Origin of the sequence: Serratia quinivorans (assembly GCF_946227985.1) — a bacterium.
Classification (GTDB): domain Bacteria; phylum Pseudomonadota; class Gammaproteobacteria; order Enterobacterales; family Enterobacteriaceae; genus Serratia; species Serratia quinivorans_A.
The window spans coordinates 14,291-31,019 of the sequence record NZ_CAMKGL010000011.1; the positions used below are offsets into that span (position 1 = coordinate 14,291).

Here is a 16,729-nt window from a genome sequence, read left to right on the forward strand (position 1 = left end):
CATCATGATAAATGAAGAAAAAACCCACTCAACAGGATGCGCACCAAGAATGAACAAATCGGTCAGTCACACAATTCGTATGGGCATCGTGTTCCTTATGGTCCTCGGTTCTATAGCCTGCCAAACGCAAAAATCAGGCAAGCCAACCACCAAGGACCCTGCCACCACAGAACAAAACATCACCGAAGATGCCCAGCTCAAGCACCGTGAGATCGAGCGATTAACGCTGTGCCAGGAGCAATTAGGCGCGTTGATTAAAATTAACCCAAAACAGCATCAGCAGTACAAACAGGCCTTCGACAACCTGATGAATGGCGCCTCACAGTATGCGAGTCTGCGCGTTCAGGTGAACAACAATACCCAGGAAACGGTAGATGCTCTATATCGTTACAAGATCAACTACCTGTGCGCCGGAGTCAGTCAAGCCGTGTTGACTGGCCTGGCTGAGCGAGCGGAGCAGGTTAAAGAGGAAACGGTGAAATGAGTCAACGAAAATGGCTGTTCACCCGAAGTTACACGGCATTAGCAGCCCTTATGATAACCGGCAGCGTCTCAGCGGATGACGGTGTGCCTGCGTTATTACAGTTTGCCGAACAATATCAACAACAGGTGCTTGAAAAGCCGGCGACCACAGAAAAAGCGTCGACGTCAGGCGTCGCCGTATCGACGAAAAATCCGGCACAGCCCGCCCGCAGGCCGGAGAAACAGAGCACCGTAGCCCCGCAGGGTAAACCCAGTACGCAACATCAATCGCTGCTAGCCAGTAAACAGCAACTTGCACGGCAACACATCGAGCTGGAAACGCTTCGTAAGGAAGTTAGCGCTTTGCGTGCAGAAAAAATCTTACTACCCGCTGTTATCCCCCCCCAATTGCCTGACCTGCAACCGTTGAAACAATGGGTCGTCAGTCTGGGAGACGCCTGGCGTGGATCACCCGATGCACAACGAACTACCGCCCTGCTTCGTGAGGCGGCACAACAGACAGATCGGGCACAAAAAGCGGCAGCCCTGGCCAACGAACAGATCAAGAGTCTCAACGTTGCAGCGCAAAAGGCCGAAGGTGAACGTGAAAAACTGCAGCAGGAGACTGAAAATACGTTACAGGCCTTGCGCGCAACGCTACTGGACAATGAACAGAAATTGGCCAAGCAGAAGGAGGTAACAAACCAGGCGCAAACAGAATTGGCCGCGTTGCGTAAACGGACTTCATGGAATATGACACCAGAGCAACTGGCGCAGGAGAAAACCCGTCTATCCTACGCCGCGGGTTCAACGCTGGGTCAGGATATTCAGGCGATGATAGCCGAGCGCCAAGAATGGGGAGTCGCCGTGGAGCGGGATGCCTTGCTGGCCGGCGTTATCGACAGCGTTACAGGGCACTTGCAGCTGCCGCAGGAGCAACTGGCCCAATTAATGGTAAAAACAGATGCCACCGCCAATGCGGCACGCGATAAACGACTTCATGCACAAGCGATCCGCGATGACGACTATCTCGCTAAGTTTAAAAAAATGAAAGGTGCAACCCTTTCTCCGATGGGGTTCTGGTATCGAGTCGATTACGTCGGCGATAGTGAACTTGCAAAGGATGCAGTCATTGACGTGGTGGTGAAAGAAACCTTGACCGACAACACCGTCATTCAGGACATGGATCTTAATGGAAAGGTCTTGTCACAACCGCTTTCAGCGTTTCCACCGCTATTCCGGGAGGCGATAAGCTATATCCGGAACCACGGTTCACTGACCCTGGTGGTTCCGCCAACACTGGCCTATGGGGAGACCGGCTATCCGCCTAAGGTGCCGCCTAATGCCACCATGGTCTATACGCTACGTATTGACAATAGCCATGCCCCGCAATAAACCGTTTCGATATAAATAGCCACACGCCCCGTCAGCAGTATTATCGCTGACAGGGGGATTCATTTGCGACGGAAGCGTGGGGGAAAAATATCACAGAACTAACAACACATCATTATTTGATCAACGCGTCACGCAACGGCAATACATGCAAAGAGTTTGCCTGGCGTGATTTATTATAATATCTACGGAATAGAAAATAGCATAGACCCAGGCCATTATGTTTTTTCGAAACATCGCGGCAACATCGAGTACAGGTCATCACATCGACAATACAGACCACAAGCACTATCGGGATAAAAATAAAGACTCAATCTACAAATGAAACATTACATAGTTGGGTGTCAACATTGAACAGATGGCAACAATAAAACAACCTAACTTGCGCAAGCTCACGCAACATAAGAAAAAATAAACATGTAACTACATTCAATTACAATTAATACAAACCCTCCGCAACCTATAAAATAAAAGGTTGTGTTCGCATGTAAACATCACGGTCAAAGCTTTTTTCTTTCATGTCAAAGAAATCACTGTTCAGGCAAAGACCAAAGCCCTTGAGGGTCAGAATAAAATCCGACGGAAATCCATTATCATTTAGAGCGCGCCGCGTTTTGAAAATAAGTTGATTATAACGAGCCTCCATCAAGTCATGGTTCTGCTTGGGCCATATATATTCAATCAATAACGCCTTTTCATTTATTTTATTCATTAGACAGTATATCAGCAGGGCCTGATTTTTACTCAGAGCAACGACGATATTTTGGCCCTTGAGCTGCAGCACCCGAGATTTCAGAAGTAACGCATTATTTTCAAAAAAAATATGATTTGGCACAGAACCCCCTCTCGTTTAGAACGTTTCATTAGTCCAAGGGTGGATACCCAGGATAGTTTCAAGTTGTCTGGTCACATTCACTTACTCGGAATATCCGCAAGCCATGCATCCAGCGTCAAAGCATGAGAGAGGTTACCACTTAAAAACACGATTTGGTTTTATATAATCAATACAACACCATTCATAGATTAATATTCTGCTTTATAGTTTTTTATAGGTTTATCTTTCATATAAATGTAACTCATCGGAAAAGGTTTACCACCGTCGTAAATCTTGGCGGCATTGGCATAGCAGCGTTCATTTTTATCCTGTCACCTGGAGCCAGAATAGCTTGGGCACTGACGGATGATCTCTGCCTGTTACGTTGACCGTGACCAAGAAAATCTGCTGAAACAGGCAGTGCGAAAAACAGGCATGGTGTAGAACATCACCAATTTTATAGGGTGGCAATTACAATTCTCCACTCTATCCAAACTCCCAATATTAATCTTCAGTACATAGCATCAATGTTTCATTAGGGAGCGTCAGGACAAAGTCCGAAGAATTAATCGCAGTCACTTTTAACTTTATATCGCGGTATGTTAAAACACGAAATATGGCTTCAAGTTGCGGATTCCGTTCCTTCATATGGATAGAATAGTAATCGCCATTTTTAATATAACTGAAATTCATTATGCCATCGACACTCTTCGGTGATGAGTTTTTACATGACCATTCTCCAGAGACAAGAATATAGCCTTCCCCACCGGAGTGCATGGATAAAAAAATATCATACACGCTCTTTCCATTGCAATTTCCCACATTACCCTGGGTGTGCAAGCGCGCCCAGCAATTAAAGCCTTTGTCGTTGTGGAAATTTATCCAATAAATTACACAAGCCGTTAAAACGAGAAAAAAAACTACAAGTTTAGTTTTTATTTTCATATACACCTTCGACTCTGGAGTAAATGTAATTTTCACAAGGCGCCTTGCTTTTATAAGTACAGTAACCGAGCAGTTCTAAAAAGACATAATTATCTAACGTATTCTTTTTTTTGTCTACTGAAAAATAAACGTTCGTTTTAATGGCGCAGTTTATTTTCTCATCCTTAATAATGGCATTAATCCTGTTAATCACCCTACCTCTATCAAGTCGGCGGGTCATATCATCAATAAGATAAAATCGGCATTGCTGGTAACGAAAAATCTCACTCCTTACCGAGTTGAGTCTCAGATTTTCGTGTATATAGGCTGTAGCCGCTGCAGTGAGTAAAACTAAAAAAAAGGTCGTTATTTTTATTTTTTTGGATAAAAAAAAACCACTCCCCATCCATTTACCTTTATGACCTACTGGCGGGCTTGGGGATTGATTATATTCAGTAACGTCAGGTGAGATCACAGAAGGAGTGATATATATAATATCTGCTTCAAATAAAAAACCATGCTTTGGAATCGTGGAAATGACACCAGGGAAACCGCATTGTGCCAGTGCCTTTCTCAGCATAGAGACATAGTTATTGAGGTTATTATTAGACGCGCTCAGGCCTTTTTTTTCCCATAGCTCATTTAATAACTTATCTCGGCTTATCGGAACGCCAACATTTTGGATAAACAACAATAACAATTCATTACTCACCCGATTAAGTGTGATCATATCAATACTGTCATCCTGGCAAAACAACGTGCCATCCGATGAGTTAAAACTCACATAATTGTTTATTATGTACTCCATACACTCCCCTTCAGAATTAACGACCACACAACATTATTTAATCAGAGATTATAAAGTCCATTCTATAAGAAAACTCTGCCATATTTTAATATAGTGATCATTTTCGTTGAATGCAAATTATTGGGATTGCATTTATTAAAAATTTAAATAAATTTATAATGAGGAATTGCATGTACGCATAAAACTTAGTATATAAAAAATCAAAGTGGGATTGTTTTTAGTTACTTTCAATCGCTCTGCGCAGGAGTGTTCGACGACTCTTGCTGTTGTACGCTGTTGTTTAAAACGACAGTCCTGCCGCATTAGTCTAGGTAAACCGGAAAGTTGCATTCACCTGTTTTTTGGGCTGGCACCAGATAAAATTGGTAGCTTAAATCATCAACGCAACGCTTAATTCACGAGGTTCAGTTGTACTAAAACGCGATCATAAAAATCTAGTTATCGCATTGAATTATTTTGTTTTTTATGATTTTGCTAACCAAAGAAAAACGCTGTGGGGCATTGATTGCAGAGGTATCGATAAAGGGCTCAGCTTGGAAAACAGAAAATATCCGACGCTAAGAACGTTTTATATGCAGATTTTACGTAAGCTCTCAAACTGCAATTTACGGTTTCATTTTTCATCGGGTAAACCTATTATGCCTCGAAACACATTAGTACTCCAAAACAATATGGTATTGCTGAAGCCAGAGGGTTGGACTTGATGCTGATGTATATATACTCACATTTCTGCTGATAATCTAATTATCATAAATTATTTTATAAAAAATTGGTTATTTAACGAAGAAACATTATCGAATTGATGAAAAATATTTTCAATTACATCCCAACCCTTATCAAGTTTAATAAACGATAAGTAGTCGTGAATATTAGACCCAACAGCATCATTTCATATAACAATCCGCACGAATCCTGTGGTTGGTTTAATATTAATAATGTCAATATGAAAAATAACTTCAGGAGATTTTCCATAGTTATTAATGAAATAAGCCATTGAGTTACTTGCTCCCCATAAGCTCACTATTAACAGTTCCGTACGTCACACAATCCTTATGAAAAATATCAGCCAACACATCAACATTACCGCTGCGTAAAGACTCGACATATTTTGTAGCTGCTTCAATAACATCGTTGTGCTCATTAGCTGATACCGTACTTTGATTCACATCCTGCTCATCATAACTAATTTTGTAGAAAAAATTGAAAATTAAGCACATAACACTCAGTTGGTGATAGCAATCATCAGGCTACTGGTAGACTGGCCCCATAGATCACTAGACACTTCGCCTCTCTTAAAATAAGAGTTAGTCTTAGACCTATGTTTAACACCAGTCAGAATAATAAGATGGTTGAAGTGTTATCAGGACCAGAGCGGCGCCAGCGTCGTACACCTCAGGAAAAAATTGTCATTATTCAGCAGACTATGGAGCCCGGTATGACCGTGTCTCATGTCGCTCGCCTGCATGGTATCAATGCCAACCAGATCTTCAAATGGCGCAGGCAGTATGAAGACGGTTCCCTGACTGCCGTGGCCTCCGGCGAAGAGGTCGTACCCGCTTCCGAACTGTCTGCGGCCAACAAGCAAATCCGCGAGATCCGGCGCCTTCTGGGTAAAAAGACGATGGAAGCTGAAATACTTAAAGAGGCCGTGGAGTTCGGCCGGGCAAAAAAATGGATTGCGCATGCGCCCTTGTTGCCCGGGGACGACGAATAGCCGACATCTGCCGGAGCATTGGAGTGTCGCGTACGCAACTGAGTATCAGGGTTCACCGACAGTCTGACTGGCAAGACCGCAGACAACATTCCAGTTTTGACGATACTGCTGTGTTGTCCCGGATAAATACCGCCGTGGCTGACCTGCCCACGTGCGGTTATCGACGGGTATGGGCGCTGTTGCGGCGGGAGTCTGAGTGGGACGGACAGCCTGTTGTTAACGCAAAACGGGTGTACCGCATTATGAGCACCCACCATCTGCTTCTCGAGCTTAAGCCTGCTGATAATCATCGGAAGCGGGCCCATAAAGGACGCGTGGCGGTGGCCGAGAGTAACCGGCGCTGGTGCTCAGATGGCTTCGAGTTCCGCTGCGACAATCGCGAAAAGTTGCGGGTGACCTTCGCACAGGACTGCTGTGACCGGGAGATCATCGACTGGGCAGCGGGCACAGGTGGCTATGACAAAGAAACCGTGCAGGATGTGATGCTGGGAGCGGTGGAAAAGCGCTTCGGACAGCAACTGCCGTCAAAGCCGCTGGAATGGCTGACGGATAATGGTTCGGCCTACAGGGCACATGAAATGCGGGCGTTCGCCCGGATGCTGGGGCTTGACCCGTGCACGACAGCAGTACACAGTCCGGAAAGTAATGGCATAGCAGAAAGCTTCGTGAAAACGATCAAGCGAGATTACATCAGTATAATGCCGAAAGCAGATAGTCGGTCGGCGCTGGTGAATCTGGCGATAGCGTTCAGTCATTACAACGAGCATCCCCCCCACAGTGCGCTGGGGTACCGCTCACCACGGGAATATATACGCAGGAAGTTATCGCAACCGTAAGAGAGAAAAAGCGTCTGGATATATAGGGCCAAATCCAACTGGTTTGCGGCTATGATGCTGCCGCGATCGATTTTTAAGTTGATGTCATTGCCAGATGAAAGTCGCAAGTTAGTCACTTTTATTCTGAGCATAGTCTGTCACATGGTATTGAAATCACGCGCGATAGCACTCACGCCATTTTCGGCACTTAGCTTTTTAAGGACAATTACCCGTTGTTTTTCGTTTAGTGCCGGTACGTTTACCCGTGGCTTAGGCTCATGCAATATCTAAATATAAGTAATTAAGCAACAAATTCCATTCAAATTCCACTACAGCGTAAATCACCTACTTCGTCATTTTCCAGCCAGACTGGTCAGCCACCAGTCTCGTAAAAAATATCCAGATCAGGCGTGGCGCTGGCCGGAATTATGCGGGTGGTACAATACGTATCGGTCTGAAGCACGATAATCTCCCTGAAAACGACGCATTTAACATATTGCAATTATCTGAACTTAGATCAGCGTTGACACTTTGCAGAGTTTGACGTAAATACAAAAAACCGGCCTGAGCCGGTTTGGGGACTACTTTTATTATAATATCAGCCACAGTATGGCTTTCGTGAAACCCTGGTATTGCCGTGTGTTTTGTTCCTAGCCACTTTAGGCAACCTCATTTGTTGGCGTCCAATGGGTTCGGCAGATCAATAACCGCCGATTGATCGGCCACACCGATCGTCAATGCCCGATTATGCGCTATCACACTTGGGCAACCAGTCAGCCTCGCACTCTTCACTCAACGTCAGGTTGGTCTGCATACCCTGATTCGTTCTGCGTTTAAGCAACGTCAGCTCATGCTCCCTGAGCGTTTGCGGTACGGCCAACCCGAATGAGGTCAGGTTCATGGTATTTTGATGCCCGCGTGCCTCCATAAACGACAGGTAGGCGTGATAGAGGTAACGGCGCGGATTGGCCGGTCTGATATTCCCGTTCCCCATCAACATGCCCACCGGGGTACTCAGGGTTGTCAGGTAACCGCAGAAATCCATTAGCGGGTCGGACTGGCGTTTGACGGCTAATGCTTCCTCTGAACTCTGCTGCGCCTGGAGCAACTCACGGGCATCGTTCGGGTTGGCAAAGTGTTGCATCAGGTGACGGACAATGACCGCCAACTCCCCACTGATTTTCTCCAACAGCTGCGGGTCACGCTCCTTCGCCGGTATCGCTTCGGGAAACGTGATAATCACCCGACGACGCGAGACACCGCCGCTGCGGTCACTGAAGCGCATCGGGTTGTTATTCACCGCCAAAATCACGGCCGGGATGTAGGTTGAGTAGGCATCGCGGTATTTCGGATCGATAGCCACCGCGTCGCCCCCGGTGATGGCCTTGATACCTGCACCGTCACCGCTCCATTTCTCCTGGTCGGGCAGGATTATCAGCGAGTACCCCACTACAGAAGCACGTTCCCGCGCCGATTCCAGATTATCGATGGTCGCAGAGGTGGTGTTGTCGGCACCCGCCAGCAAGCGGGCAATGGAGGCCATCACGCTTTTACCGCTGCCACCGGGGCCGGTGACTTCCAGGAACAGTTGCCAGTCATACCGGTTCGCCAGCACCATAAACAGCGCCGCCAGAATGCGTTCCTGCTTGTCGTGGCTGTTCCCGGCCGCCCGCGTCAGCCACTGCCAGAAATGCGGCGCATGGTCGGCCAGGTTTTCTCCCGTGCGCGGCGGCGTGTAGTCCACGCTGTTGACGGTGCGCAGCCAGTGTTCTTTACGGTGTGCGCTGAATTGTCCGCTGACGGTATCAAACACCCCATTGCGGAAGCCTATCAGGCGTCTCACCGGTTCGCCCATTTGCGGCACCATCAGCTTGAGCGTATCCAGAATGCTGCTGATACCGGCCGCCGAGAACGGCGCACGGACCTTCTGAAACAGCGCGGCAATCTCCCGGCTGAGCTGCCGATGGGGCAGCACCTGCCAGGCACCCTGCGTATAGCGGCACAGTTCTTCACCAACTAATGGCACCGCCAGGGTATTGCCATAATGCTCTGACAACAGTTCAGCCTTTTCACTGGCACTCAAGGCTTTCAGGTCGGCATCGCTAAGCGTATCAAACGGGCTGGGCTGCTGGGGCTGGCTGAAAGCCGTCAATTGTACGAGCGCGGCCAGTTTGCCCTGTTGCAGGTAAACGTCGTTCCAGTCACCGGTTTCTGCGGGCAATGCAAGCTTGCCGCAGCTCAATTGGGCAGCCTCGGCAGCTCTGGTCTGGCCGGTGCCGTTTTCGTCATTATCCGCCGCCAGCAGCAACGCCGCATCAGGGTAGCGGGTGCGCAGCTGCTGTGCCATTAAGGGCATGTTATTGGCACTGAGAGCCACGCAGACACTTTCCCCTGTCAATTGATGTACGGTCAGGCCGGTGGCATAGCCCTCGGTCAGCCAGATAACGTCAGTATTCTGACCAGACAGGAAATGGCAGGCGTCTTTCACCTGCCCCCCGGCCAGCGTGCGCTTGTCACCTGCGGCGTTAATCAACTGGACGTTGACCACCTCACCGGCGCTGTCGGTCAGGGGTAACAACAGGTCGCCGGGCTGGTAAGTGATGCCGCCCACGCGCAGTGACGGACCCTGAAGTGTCAGGGTATCGGTGTCCGGCCAGCCTTTGGTGGTCAGGTAGGCATTCCCGGCTTGTTGCCGGGCGCTGGCAAATAGCTGTCTGGCCTGCTGTGCCGCATGATGGCGCACCTGTGCTTTGTCTTGCTGTTCCTGTTGAAGGTTCTGCTCCGACCATACGGGTTCGGTTTGCTCACCCAATACCCCGGCCACTTTCACGGCGGCCTCTTTGGCGGTCACGGCCAGTGCTTTCTCAACCAGATTCAGACCATCCCCACTGCCGCACTGATTACAGAACCAGGTGCCGCGCCCTTGTTGGTTATCAAAGCGAAAACGGTCTTTACCGCCGCAGGCCGGGCACGGTTGGGGCTTGCCGTTCGGTTGCAGGGCAATGCCGAGGGCCGGGAGTATCACCGGCCATTGGCCGGTGGCGGTGCGTACGGTCTGTGATACGAAGTGGGCATTCATCATCTTGCTCTCCCTTAATGCACAGTGGCGTGACTGGCAGTTGCCAGGTGGTCGCAGCACAGCTCGTCCATCAGTTTTTGTCCCAGTACGGTCAGGCGCGGCGGTGCCACCAACACATCTGGTTGCACCATGTCGCTGAGCATCGTGCACGCCATATCCATGCCTGCTTCCGCACCGTGCTGCTGCACAAAGTACCCTTCCAGGCGCAGGGCAATCAGCATCTGCAACTCGTCCAGCGTGTAACCAAGGCTCACCCGGTAAAAGGCACAGGTGTCGCTATAGGCCTGTGCCACAGCGCGGCGGAAAACGGCGGTACGGACTTCAATCGGTAAACAGGATTGGGTACTCATGCGGCGGGTGCCTCCATGCTGGCAAGAAGTTGAGGTTCACAGGTGTTGACGACGTGGCCGAGCTGGTCAGTCAGCACGGCAATGACTGAGGCAAAGGCCGCCTGTTGAAAACAGTCGGGACGTTGCCCACTCAGGTCAAGGCTGTCCAGCATGTCGAGGAACAGCACGCCGGTAGAATGTGCGTGCTGAAGACGCAGGAAGTCCGCATGCGGGATGGCGTAATGGGTTTTACTGTGGAAACGGGCGGCCAGCGTATTCATGCCACCTCCTGTACGGGCAGGCGACCGGCAAACGCCAGAATGTAGTCACGCGCCAGCAAACGTCGGGCACTGTGTTCGGAGTCTGCCACAGTGCGCAGCATGCACGGGGTTGCCGTCAGAGCAGTACGGCGAATGGCCGCAAACAGGAAACAGAATTTGGGGTGAGCTGGGGTAAGGATAGTAGCCATGGTGGCAGCCTTCTTAGAGTAAAGGTTATTGCTACCACCGAAGTTTCCACGCTTATGGGTGGTAGCCCAGACGGGGGTGGAAATACCGGCCTCTAAGAATACCGGCCTGACCGAAGTCAGCCCCGCCTGAGCCACCATTGTTTGACTGCTGCGATAGCATAACATCCATCGCGCAAAAAATGAGCGCACACAGGCTGCGACGAAAAAAAACACGCCTGGCGCGTGTTGTGTCGCCTTAGAGTTACTCGGGTTTCCACGCCCGGCTGCCGATTGTGCGACAGCGGGAGGACTATAGCGCAGGGCCGGACGTGGGTGCAAGCCGTAAGACGCCCCCGGACGTTCAATCGATCGCATAGTGATCAATGACCGGTTTGCAGGTCGTGGTGGGTACGGACTGCCACTTCGGTCAAAGGTACCGGCCCGGCGTAAAACAGGTGCGGTTCGGCCTGGCGACGGCTTAAACGGATAACGCCGTGTTTAGTGCTGCGGTGTTCCGGTAAGACAAAATCCGGGTGCTGGCGTTGCAGCAGGATAGCTTCGGCCACAAACAGCGCGTCGTTATCGTTCAGGGTAAAACTCTGTCGGCCCAGGGTTAACTGCATCATGCGGTGGCCCCCTGATGACGGTTGGCAATGCGCTCATCCATCCACTGCTCCACTTCGGAGGCCAGCCAGGCGACGTTCTTGCCGCCCAGCGAGATTTGGGCCGGAAACTGCTTGCGGGTCATCATCTCGTAAACGGTAGAGCGTGACAGACCGGTGGTGTAAAGCACTTCCAGCAGACGAATAAAGCGTTCGCGTGGGGTGTAATCACTGTAAACAACTGGGGCTGATGTGGTGTTAACGGGACGGGAAACTGAAAGCATGTATTGCTACCTCTTTGTGTCCGGTCAGCTCTGGCCGGGACTTTGTGAACTCTGGTAGCGCCCTATTATGTGAATATTTTGGGGGTTGGCAACAAGGGGATGTTGTGTGGTGGCAGAGCTTTTCTGCTTATTTTTCAATCAAATGGGAACATTGGTTAATATTGGCCATTATTGACAATCGTTGGCAACACCATAGAAAAGAATAAGCAATGGATAATGGCTTATTAATAGGTAAAAACAGGCTAAAGGAACAACTACAGGCTAGCCAGAGAAAAGGGCCTTTTTAGCCGGGTGAACAGCAGTGAACACCGAGTGACGAGTTAGAGATTCACTGTTCACAGACTTATTTATTGATTTAACTGTCTTTTTTACTTAAGTGAACAGTAGTGAAGAGTTTATATAAGAACTAAAATCACAATGGTAATTTTTCAGTCATTTTTAGAAGGGTTATCAAAAGGAAAACTCATACGGGATAGATAACGATATCTGGTGGGCAGTCAGCAGATAGATTCTATAGTCTGAACAAAAGACCAATCTCGGACATCGCCATGATGGGGTAACCAGGCTCACTTCCATAGCGATCCTGCGCCCCCAGCCCTCACCCAAAACAGCCTTTTTCCTGGCTAGCCTGTGTCAAATTACGCTTGCATGCATAGGGTGCATGATTTTGCATGCAATAAAATGCACGTTGTACACCCTGCCGCGCCAGTACTGGCGCGGCTTATAGCCCATCATGCACCTGCATGAAAAGCGACACATAAAGCGGGCAGGCGAGGCGGGGGTAGCATTGCGCGCCAGAGGGTTTTAACGATTTATTGGCGGTGAGGCCGCTGGGCCAGGCCCGCGATAAAATCGGCGTACCACTGCAACATGTCACGACGCTTCTCAAGGTACTGGGCATGGTTGTATGTGCCACGAATGCCGTTCTTGTCTACATGGGCGAGTTGCATCTCTATCCAGGCAGAGTCAAACCCTTGCTCATGCAAAATAGTAGACATCGTATGCCTGAAACCGTGGCCAGTGGCTCGTCCCTTATATCCCAGCAGCTCTATTACCTGATTCACACTTTCCTTACTTATGGGTTTCCTACGGTTGTTTCGTCCAATGAAAATGTAAGGATAGTGACCGGTGATCGGTTGTAGCTGTTTGAACAGCTCAATCACCTGAGTAGAGAGTGGCACCATATGGGGGCGACGCATTTTCATGCGTTCTACAGGGACCTCCCAGATGGCACGTTCAAGATCGATCTCATCCCAAGTGGCAAAGCGCATTTCTTGCGTTCGCACGCCGGTCAACATAACGATCTTCGCGGCATTCTTAGTAATGATGCTGCCGGTATATCCTTCCAAATCCTTAACAAAGTAAGGAAGCTCATCGGCAGAAAGAAACGGGTGGTGCTTTTGCTTAGGAACGGCTAGCGCGCTGGCGAGATCTGGGGCTGGGTTGTACTCCGCCCTACCGGTAATAATTGCATAACGAAATACCTCCCCACAGCGCTGGCGAATCTTGCGGGTCTTCTCCAATGCTCCGCGTTTTTCAATACGCCGCAGTACTTCCAGCAGTTCCAAGGGCTTAATTTCGGCAATAGGGCGTTGGCCAATATGAGGGAACACATCCTGCTCAAAGGTACGCATGATTTCTTCCCTGTAGGCTAGAGTCCAACGGTCAGATTTATTCGTATGCCATTCACGGCTAATCGCTTCAAAGGAGCTCTCGAAAGAAAGTTTCTGCGCGAGCTTTTGCGCCTTTTTATCTGCCACTGGGTCAATGCCATTCACAACCTGCTTACGGGCTTCCCCGCGCTTTTCTCGCGCCTCAGCCAACGTTACCAAGGGGTAGGTGCCAAAGGACATCAACTTGGCTTTTCCAGCGTAGCGATAGCGAAAACGCCAGCCTTTACTGCCGTCAGCATTGATAAGAAGGGACAAGCCTTGACCATCATTGAGGGTATAGGGCTTTTCTTGCGGTTTGGAACGTCGGATTTGTATGTCAGTTAGGAGCATGTGTATAAGTGGATTCTGTGTATAAAAAATCTATACGCACCACTATACACATTTTTCACGGATTCAGGCAGTCACATACGGACTTATACGGACAAAGAACCGAATCAATGCATTGATTTAATGGGTTTTTATGGACGCTACGGGAGCTATCAGGACAAGCATTGGCGGAAGATCACAGGAGTCGAACCTGCCCAGGACCGCTGGCGGCCCCAACCGGATTTGAAGTCCGGCCGCCCCACCGGGGACGAGGATCTTCCTTCAGGAACAGGAAGCAAGGGACTGATTATAGCGCAGTTTACCCTTAGCGCTAAGAGGGAAATAGCGCTAGCCCCCGGCACCCTGCCGGAGGCAGGCAGGGTTAAGGCTTCAACAGTTCCTTCACGTCCAGCAGGATAAACTCGTTGTCATCCGCCACGTTCGGCTGGCGGCTGGAGGAGAACGGGAAGTTATTATCGTTGCCGACGATGATATGGCTGCCGTCCACCACGTCCACGTTTTCAATGGTGAAGAACGGAAAGGTCAGTACGCCGTTATTCAGCGGTTTGCGCGCCAATTTGTTCGGGTCCTGAATGTTCATCAGGTCAATATAGGCCAATTTATCGACCGGTTTACCGACGTTGTCGTCAGAAAAGGCAATTTTATATACCCGTTTAAACTTCGCCACCTGACTGAAGCAGTTGTCTGTGGGGGCACCCGCAGCGCAGGCTTTGTCCGCCGTGCCTTCGTTATTATCGCGCTCGATCACCAGGCCATGAGTGGCGTCTATCATATTAAAATCGCCGATGGCGTTCTGGTTGTCTTCCAACACGTATTGCCAACTACGCCCGGTCCAGGCCTGTTGTTTCACGTCAAATTCCAGCACCCGCAGGTAGCGTTTGCCGTCGATGTTCTCGAATTTTTCACCGTCCCACAGCGCACCTTCCAGCAACGGGTACAATTTGCTGCCGTCCGGTGATGCCGCCATGCCCTCAAAACCCTTGGAACGCGCCACCTGGAAGTTCTGTTTGCCGTCCGGCGCACCCGGCAGGGTCAGCGTCGGGTTATCCGGCGACTTCACCACCTTGCCGTCGACCTTGGTATCGAACACCGCCAATACCTTACCGTTCAGATCGGCCTTAATCAGGTAGGGGCCGAACTCATCGCCAATCCACAGGGCATTATCGGCAAACTGGAAGCTTTCCGGGTCAAAGTCGCTGCCGGTCAGGTAACGTTTATCGGTGCTCTCATTGATGATATGGAAGGGGACATTTTTGTCCGGATCGTGCAGAAATACCGTTTTCAGCGGCGTCACCGTGCCGTTGCCGAAGTCGATTTTGTAGTGATTGAGGTACAGCATGGCATCCGGCGAATTGGCCTTGCTGCCGAAGCCGTTGTCGGTCAACACCCAGTAGGTGCCGTCGGGCATATGTTTAATGCCGGAATGCCCCTGCAGCGGCTGGCCGTTGATCGGCAGGCCAATACCGGTCATGCGATCGGCGGATTTACCCGCCACGCTGCCCAGTTCGGTCACGCGTTTGCCGCTGGTGTATTTTCCGCTTTGCTGTAGATCGGCTGGGGCATCCTGCGGTGCGGCAACGTTGGATTTCACCGCCAGTAACGCGTGCCCGGCCAGGGTCGCCGGCACCGGTTGGGCTTGCGCCCACAGGTTAGTGCTCAGCGCCATACAGCCGGCCAACAGTGCCAGGCGGGTTTTGGTTGTGTGCATGTCTTGGTTCCCTTTTTGTTGTTATCACCCAGAAGTAAAAGCAACGTCACTATAGGGAACCGCAATGACAGTAATATTATTCGGCGAACGCCCGCCGGTAGCTGCGCGGATGGAAGCACCAGGTGATGGCGATCAGCACCACCACCAGCAGCGCATGGATTTGCCAATCCAACACAAAGCCGCCGCTGTAATCACGCAACAGGCCAGAAATATAAGGCGTGGCTCCCGCCAGCAGGAAACCAATGCCCTGCATAAAGGCCACCAATCGCCCCGCGGCCGCCGGGTGCGGAATATGATCGAGCGCCAGCACCAGGCACAGCGGGAAGGCGCCGCCCAGCCCCAGGCCGGAAACCAGCACCCAAAGCCACGGCAACGTCTGCGGCAGATAAATCAGGCCGATGAAGCCGATCAACTGCATGACTAATGCCAGCAATAATAACGGCCGCCGATCCAGCGATCGCGCCAGCGCCGGCAACAGTAGCGCCCCGACGACCTGCCCGAAGGTCATCAGCGCTAACAGCGATCCGCTGGCCTGCGGCTGCCAGCCGAGCTGCATATAATACGGCGGTAGCCAGGCGATCAGGCTGGTATAGCCGCCATTGATCAAACCAAAATAAACGCCGAGCAACCAGGCACGACGGTTGAACCACAGGCTCGGCCCGGAGGAGGTTCCGGACGGTGTCAGGCGCGCCAGGCCACGGCTGACCGGCCACCAGGCGATTAACGCCACCAGTGCAGGTAGCGCCCACCAGGCCAATGCATTGTGCCAGTCATGGCCGACAGTCATCAGCCAGGGGGTAATCGCCGCCCCCAGACCGCCACCGCCCATCAGAGCCGCCGACCACAGCCCGGCCACCAGTGCCATCTGCTTGAGAAAGTGATGTTTGATAATGCCGGGCATCACCGCCTGGATCACCCCAATCCCCAGCCCACCCAACACCGCGCTCAGCAGCAATTGCGTGCTGCCCGGTGCCAGCTCGCGCCAGGCAGCCCCCAGGCCAATGGCCAACAGGCTCAGCACTACGCTGGTACGCTCGTCGAACAGGCGGTTGATCGCCCCACCCGCCAGCGCCATCAACCCCATCATCAACACCGGCAAGGTGGTCAGCAGCGCCGCACCGCCAAAGCTCAGTCCGGTGGCCTGCCGCAACGTCGGCAACAACGGGCCGATCGAGGTCAACAGCGGCCGCATATTCAGGCCAATCAGCACCAGCACCCACAGCAGGGGGTTGAACCAGCGGCGTAGGAAAGGGGGAGCAACAACTTGATTTAACACGGTCTATTCCTGAACTTCCGGGATGAAGAGTGCGGGGTCACAGAGTGGCGGCCGCAACGTTGCCTTACTCTAGG

General features: G+C 50.9%; 15 protein-coding genes and 1 tRNA gene. 3 read left to right on the forward strand and 13 right to left on the reverse strand.

The genetic code is table 11. The features are described 5' to 3' along the window. Nucleotides 1-4: 4 nt before the first annotated feature. Both OCH02_RS20900 and OCH02_RS20905 read left to right on the forward strand, forming a co-directional pair. Complete coding sequence (locus OCH02_RS20900) at nucleotides 5-484, forward strand: hypothetical protein (RefSeq protein ID WP_261432789.1); 480 nt, start codon at nucleotides 5-7, stop codon at nucleotides 482-484. Further along, nucleotides 481-1,857 carry an FKBP-type peptidyl-prolyl cis-trans isomerase N-terminal domain-containing protein gene (locus OCH02_RS20905; RefSeq protein WP_261432790.1) on the forward strand — a complete coding sequence of 459 codons (1,377 nt, stop codon included), beginning with the start codon at nucleotides 481-483 and terminating at the stop codon, nucleotides 1,855-1,857. Before OCH02_RS20900 ends, OCH02_RS20905 begins: the two co-directional genes overlap by 4 nt. Nucleotides 1,858-2,314: 457 nt before the next feature. Here the strand turns inward: OCH02_RS20905 and OCH02_RS20910 are convergent, their stop codons facing one another. The 3 genes from OCH02_RS20910 to OCH02_RS20920 form a co-directional block, all read right to left on the reverse strand. After that, complete coding sequence (locus tag OCH02_RS20910) at nucleotides 2,315-2,689, reverse strand: transcriptional regulator (RefSeq protein WP_261432791.1); 375 nt, start codon at nucleotides 2,687-2,689, stop codon at nucleotides 2,315-2,317. 483 nt (nucleotides 2,690-3,172) lie between these two features. Continuing rightward, nucleotides 3,173-3,613, reverse strand: coding sequence for a hypothetical protein (locus OCH02_RS20915; protein ID WP_261432792.1), 441 nt, complete (start codon nucleotides 3,611-3,613; stop codon nucleotides 3,173-3,175). Further along, entirely contained in the window at nucleotides 3,597-4,322 is a 726-nt protein-coding gene (locus tag OCH02_RS20920) for a transcriptional regulator (protein WP_261432793.1), read from the reverse strand. The genes OCH02_RS20915 and OCH02_RS20920 overlap by 17 nt, the downstream gene beginning before the upstream one ends. 1,423 nt (nucleotides 4,323-5,745) lie before the next feature. Between OCH02_RS20920 and OCH02_RS20925 the strand changes: the two genes are divergently transcribed. Beyond that, nucleotides 5,746-6,950 (forward strand): IS3 family transposase gene (locus OCH02_RS20925; RefSeq protein WP_261432880.1). Its coding sequence is split into 2 segments (ribosomal slippage): nucleotides 5,746-6,064 and nucleotides 6,064-6,950, totalling 1,206 coding nucleotides; the frame shifts between segments, so codons are not numbered across the junction. Between the two features lie 724 nt (nucleotides 6,951-7,674). Here OCH02_RS20925 and OCH02_RS20930 read toward each other — a convergent pair. From OCH02_RS20930 to OCH02_RS20975, 10 genes are all read right to left on the reverse strand, one after another. Further along, the gene (locus tag OCH02_RS20930; protein WP_261432881.1) at nucleotides 7,675-10,008 is read right to left on the reverse strand and encodes a primase-helicase zinc-binding domain-containing protein; all 2,334 of its coding nucleotides are present in this window, start codon (nucleotides 10,006-10,008) and stop codon (nucleotides 7,675-7,677) included. 14 nt (nucleotides 10,009-10,022) lie between these two features. Continuing rightward, nucleotides 10,023-10,358 carry a DUF5375 family protein gene (locus OCH02_RS20935; protein ID WP_149543048.1) on the reverse strand — a complete coding sequence of 112 codons (336 nt, stop codon included), beginning with the start codon at nucleotides 10,356-10,358 and terminating at the stop codon, nucleotides 10,023-10,025. Then, a complete protein-coding gene (locus OCH02_RS20940) occupies nucleotides 10,355-10,618 on the reverse strand; it encodes a hypothetical protein (RefSeq protein WP_261432794.1) in 264 nt (87 codons plus the stop codon). Before OCH02_RS20940 ends, OCH02_RS20935 begins: the two co-directional genes overlap by 4 nt. Beyond that, nucleotides 10,615-11,160, reverse strand: coding sequence for a host cell division inhibitor Icd-like protein (locus OCH02_RS20945; protein WP_261432795.1), 546 nt, complete (start codon nucleotides 11,158-11,160; stop codon nucleotides 10,615-10,617). Before OCH02_RS20945 ends, OCH02_RS20940 begins: the two co-directional genes overlap by 4 nt. 5 nt (nucleotides 11,161-11,165) lie before the next feature. Continuing rightward, nucleotides 11,166-11,411 carry a hypothetical protein gene (locus tag OCH02_RS20950; protein WP_261432796.1) on the reverse strand — a complete coding sequence of 82 codons (246 nt, stop codon included), beginning with the start codon at nucleotides 11,409-11,411 and terminating at the stop codon, nucleotides 11,166-11,168. After that, nucleotides 11,408-11,671, reverse strand: a complete 264-nt coding sequence (locus tag OCH02_RS20955; RefSeq protein ID WP_261432797.1) for a helix-turn-helix transcriptional regulator — start codon at nucleotides 11,669-11,671, stop codon at nucleotides 11,408-11,410. The genes OCH02_RS20950 and OCH02_RS20955 overlap by 4 nt, the downstream gene beginning before the upstream one ends. Before the next feature lie 812 nt (nucleotides 11,672-12,483). Then, entirely contained in the window at nucleotides 12,484-13,674 is a 1,191-nt protein-coding gene (locus tag OCH02_RS20960; RefSeq protein ID WP_261432798.1) for a tyrosine-type recombinase/integrase, read from the reverse strand. 162 nt (nucleotides 13,675-13,836) lie between these two features. Then, nucleotides 13,837-13,931: transfer RNA gene (locus tag OCH02_RS20965), tRNA-Sec, on the reverse strand. 101 nt (nucleotides 13,932-14,032) lie between these two features. Next, nucleotides 14,033-15,379, reverse strand: coding sequence for an esterase-like activity of phytase family protein (locus OCH02_RS20970; RefSeq protein WP_261432800.1), 1,347 nt, complete (start codon nucleotides 15,377-15,379; stop codon nucleotides 14,033-14,035). 76 nt (nucleotides 15,380-15,455) lie between these two features. After that, nucleotides 15,456-16,655, reverse strand: coding sequence for a CynX/NimT family MFS transporter (locus OCH02_RS20975; RefSeq protein WP_315899234.1), 1,200 nt, complete (start codon nucleotides 16,653-16,655; stop codon nucleotides 15,456-15,458). Nucleotides 16,656-16,729: the final 74 nt, after the last annotated feature.

What these genes read in the sequence shown, in the direction of transcription:
- OCH02_RS20935 (WP_149543048.1), bottom strand. Translation starts at nt 10,358, where the DNA reads ATGAGTACCCAATCCTGTTTACCGATTGAAGTCCGTACCGCCGTTTTC.
- OCH02_RS20905 (WP_261432790.1), top strand. Translation starts at nt 481, where the DNA reads ATGAGTCAACGAAAATGGCTGTTCACCCGAAGTTACACGGCATTAGCA.
- OCH02_RS20920 (WP_261432793.1), bottom strand. Translation starts at nt 4,322, where the DNA reads ATGATCACACTTAATCGGGTGAGTAATGAATTGTTATTGTTGTTTATC.
- OCH02_RS20915 (WP_261432792.1), bottom strand. Translation starts at nt 3,613, where the DNA reads ATGAAAATAAAAACTAAACTTGTAGTTTTTTTTCTCGTTTTAACGGCT.
- OCH02_RS20945 (WP_261432795.1), bottom strand. Translation starts at nt 11,160, where the DNA reads ATGCGATCGATTGAACGTCCGGGGGCGTCTTACGGCTTGCACCCACGT.
- OCH02_RS20900 (WP_261432789.1), top strand. Translation starts at nt 5, where the DNA reads ATGATAAATGAAGAAAAAACCCACTCAACAGGATGCGCACCAAGAATG.
- OCH02_RS20930 (WP_261432881.1), bottom strand. Translation starts at nt 10,008, where the DNA reads ATGAATGCCCACTTCGTATCACAGACCGTACGCACCGCCACCGGCCAA.
- OCH02_RS20970 (WP_261432800.1), bottom strand. Translation starts at nt 15,379, where the DNA reads ATGCACACAACCAAAACCCGCCTGGCACTGTTGGCCGGCTGTATGGCG.
- OCH02_RS20955 (WP_261432797.1), bottom strand. Translation starts at nt 11,671, where the DNA reads ATGCTTTCAGTTTCCCGTCCCGTTAACACCACATCAGCCCCAGTTGTT.
- OCH02_RS20960 (WP_261432798.1), bottom strand. Translation starts at nt 13,674, where the DNA reads ATGCTCCTAACTGACATACAAATCCGACGTTCCAAACCGCAAGAAAAG.
- OCH02_RS20950 (WP_261432796.1), bottom strand. Translation starts at nt 11,411, where the DNA reads ATGATGCAGTTAACCCTGGGCCGACAGAGTTTTACCCTGAACGATAAC.
- OCH02_RS20940 (WP_261432794.1), bottom strand. Translation starts at nt 10,618, where the DNA reads ATGAATACGCTGGCCGCCCGTTTCCACAGTAAAACCCATTACGCCATC.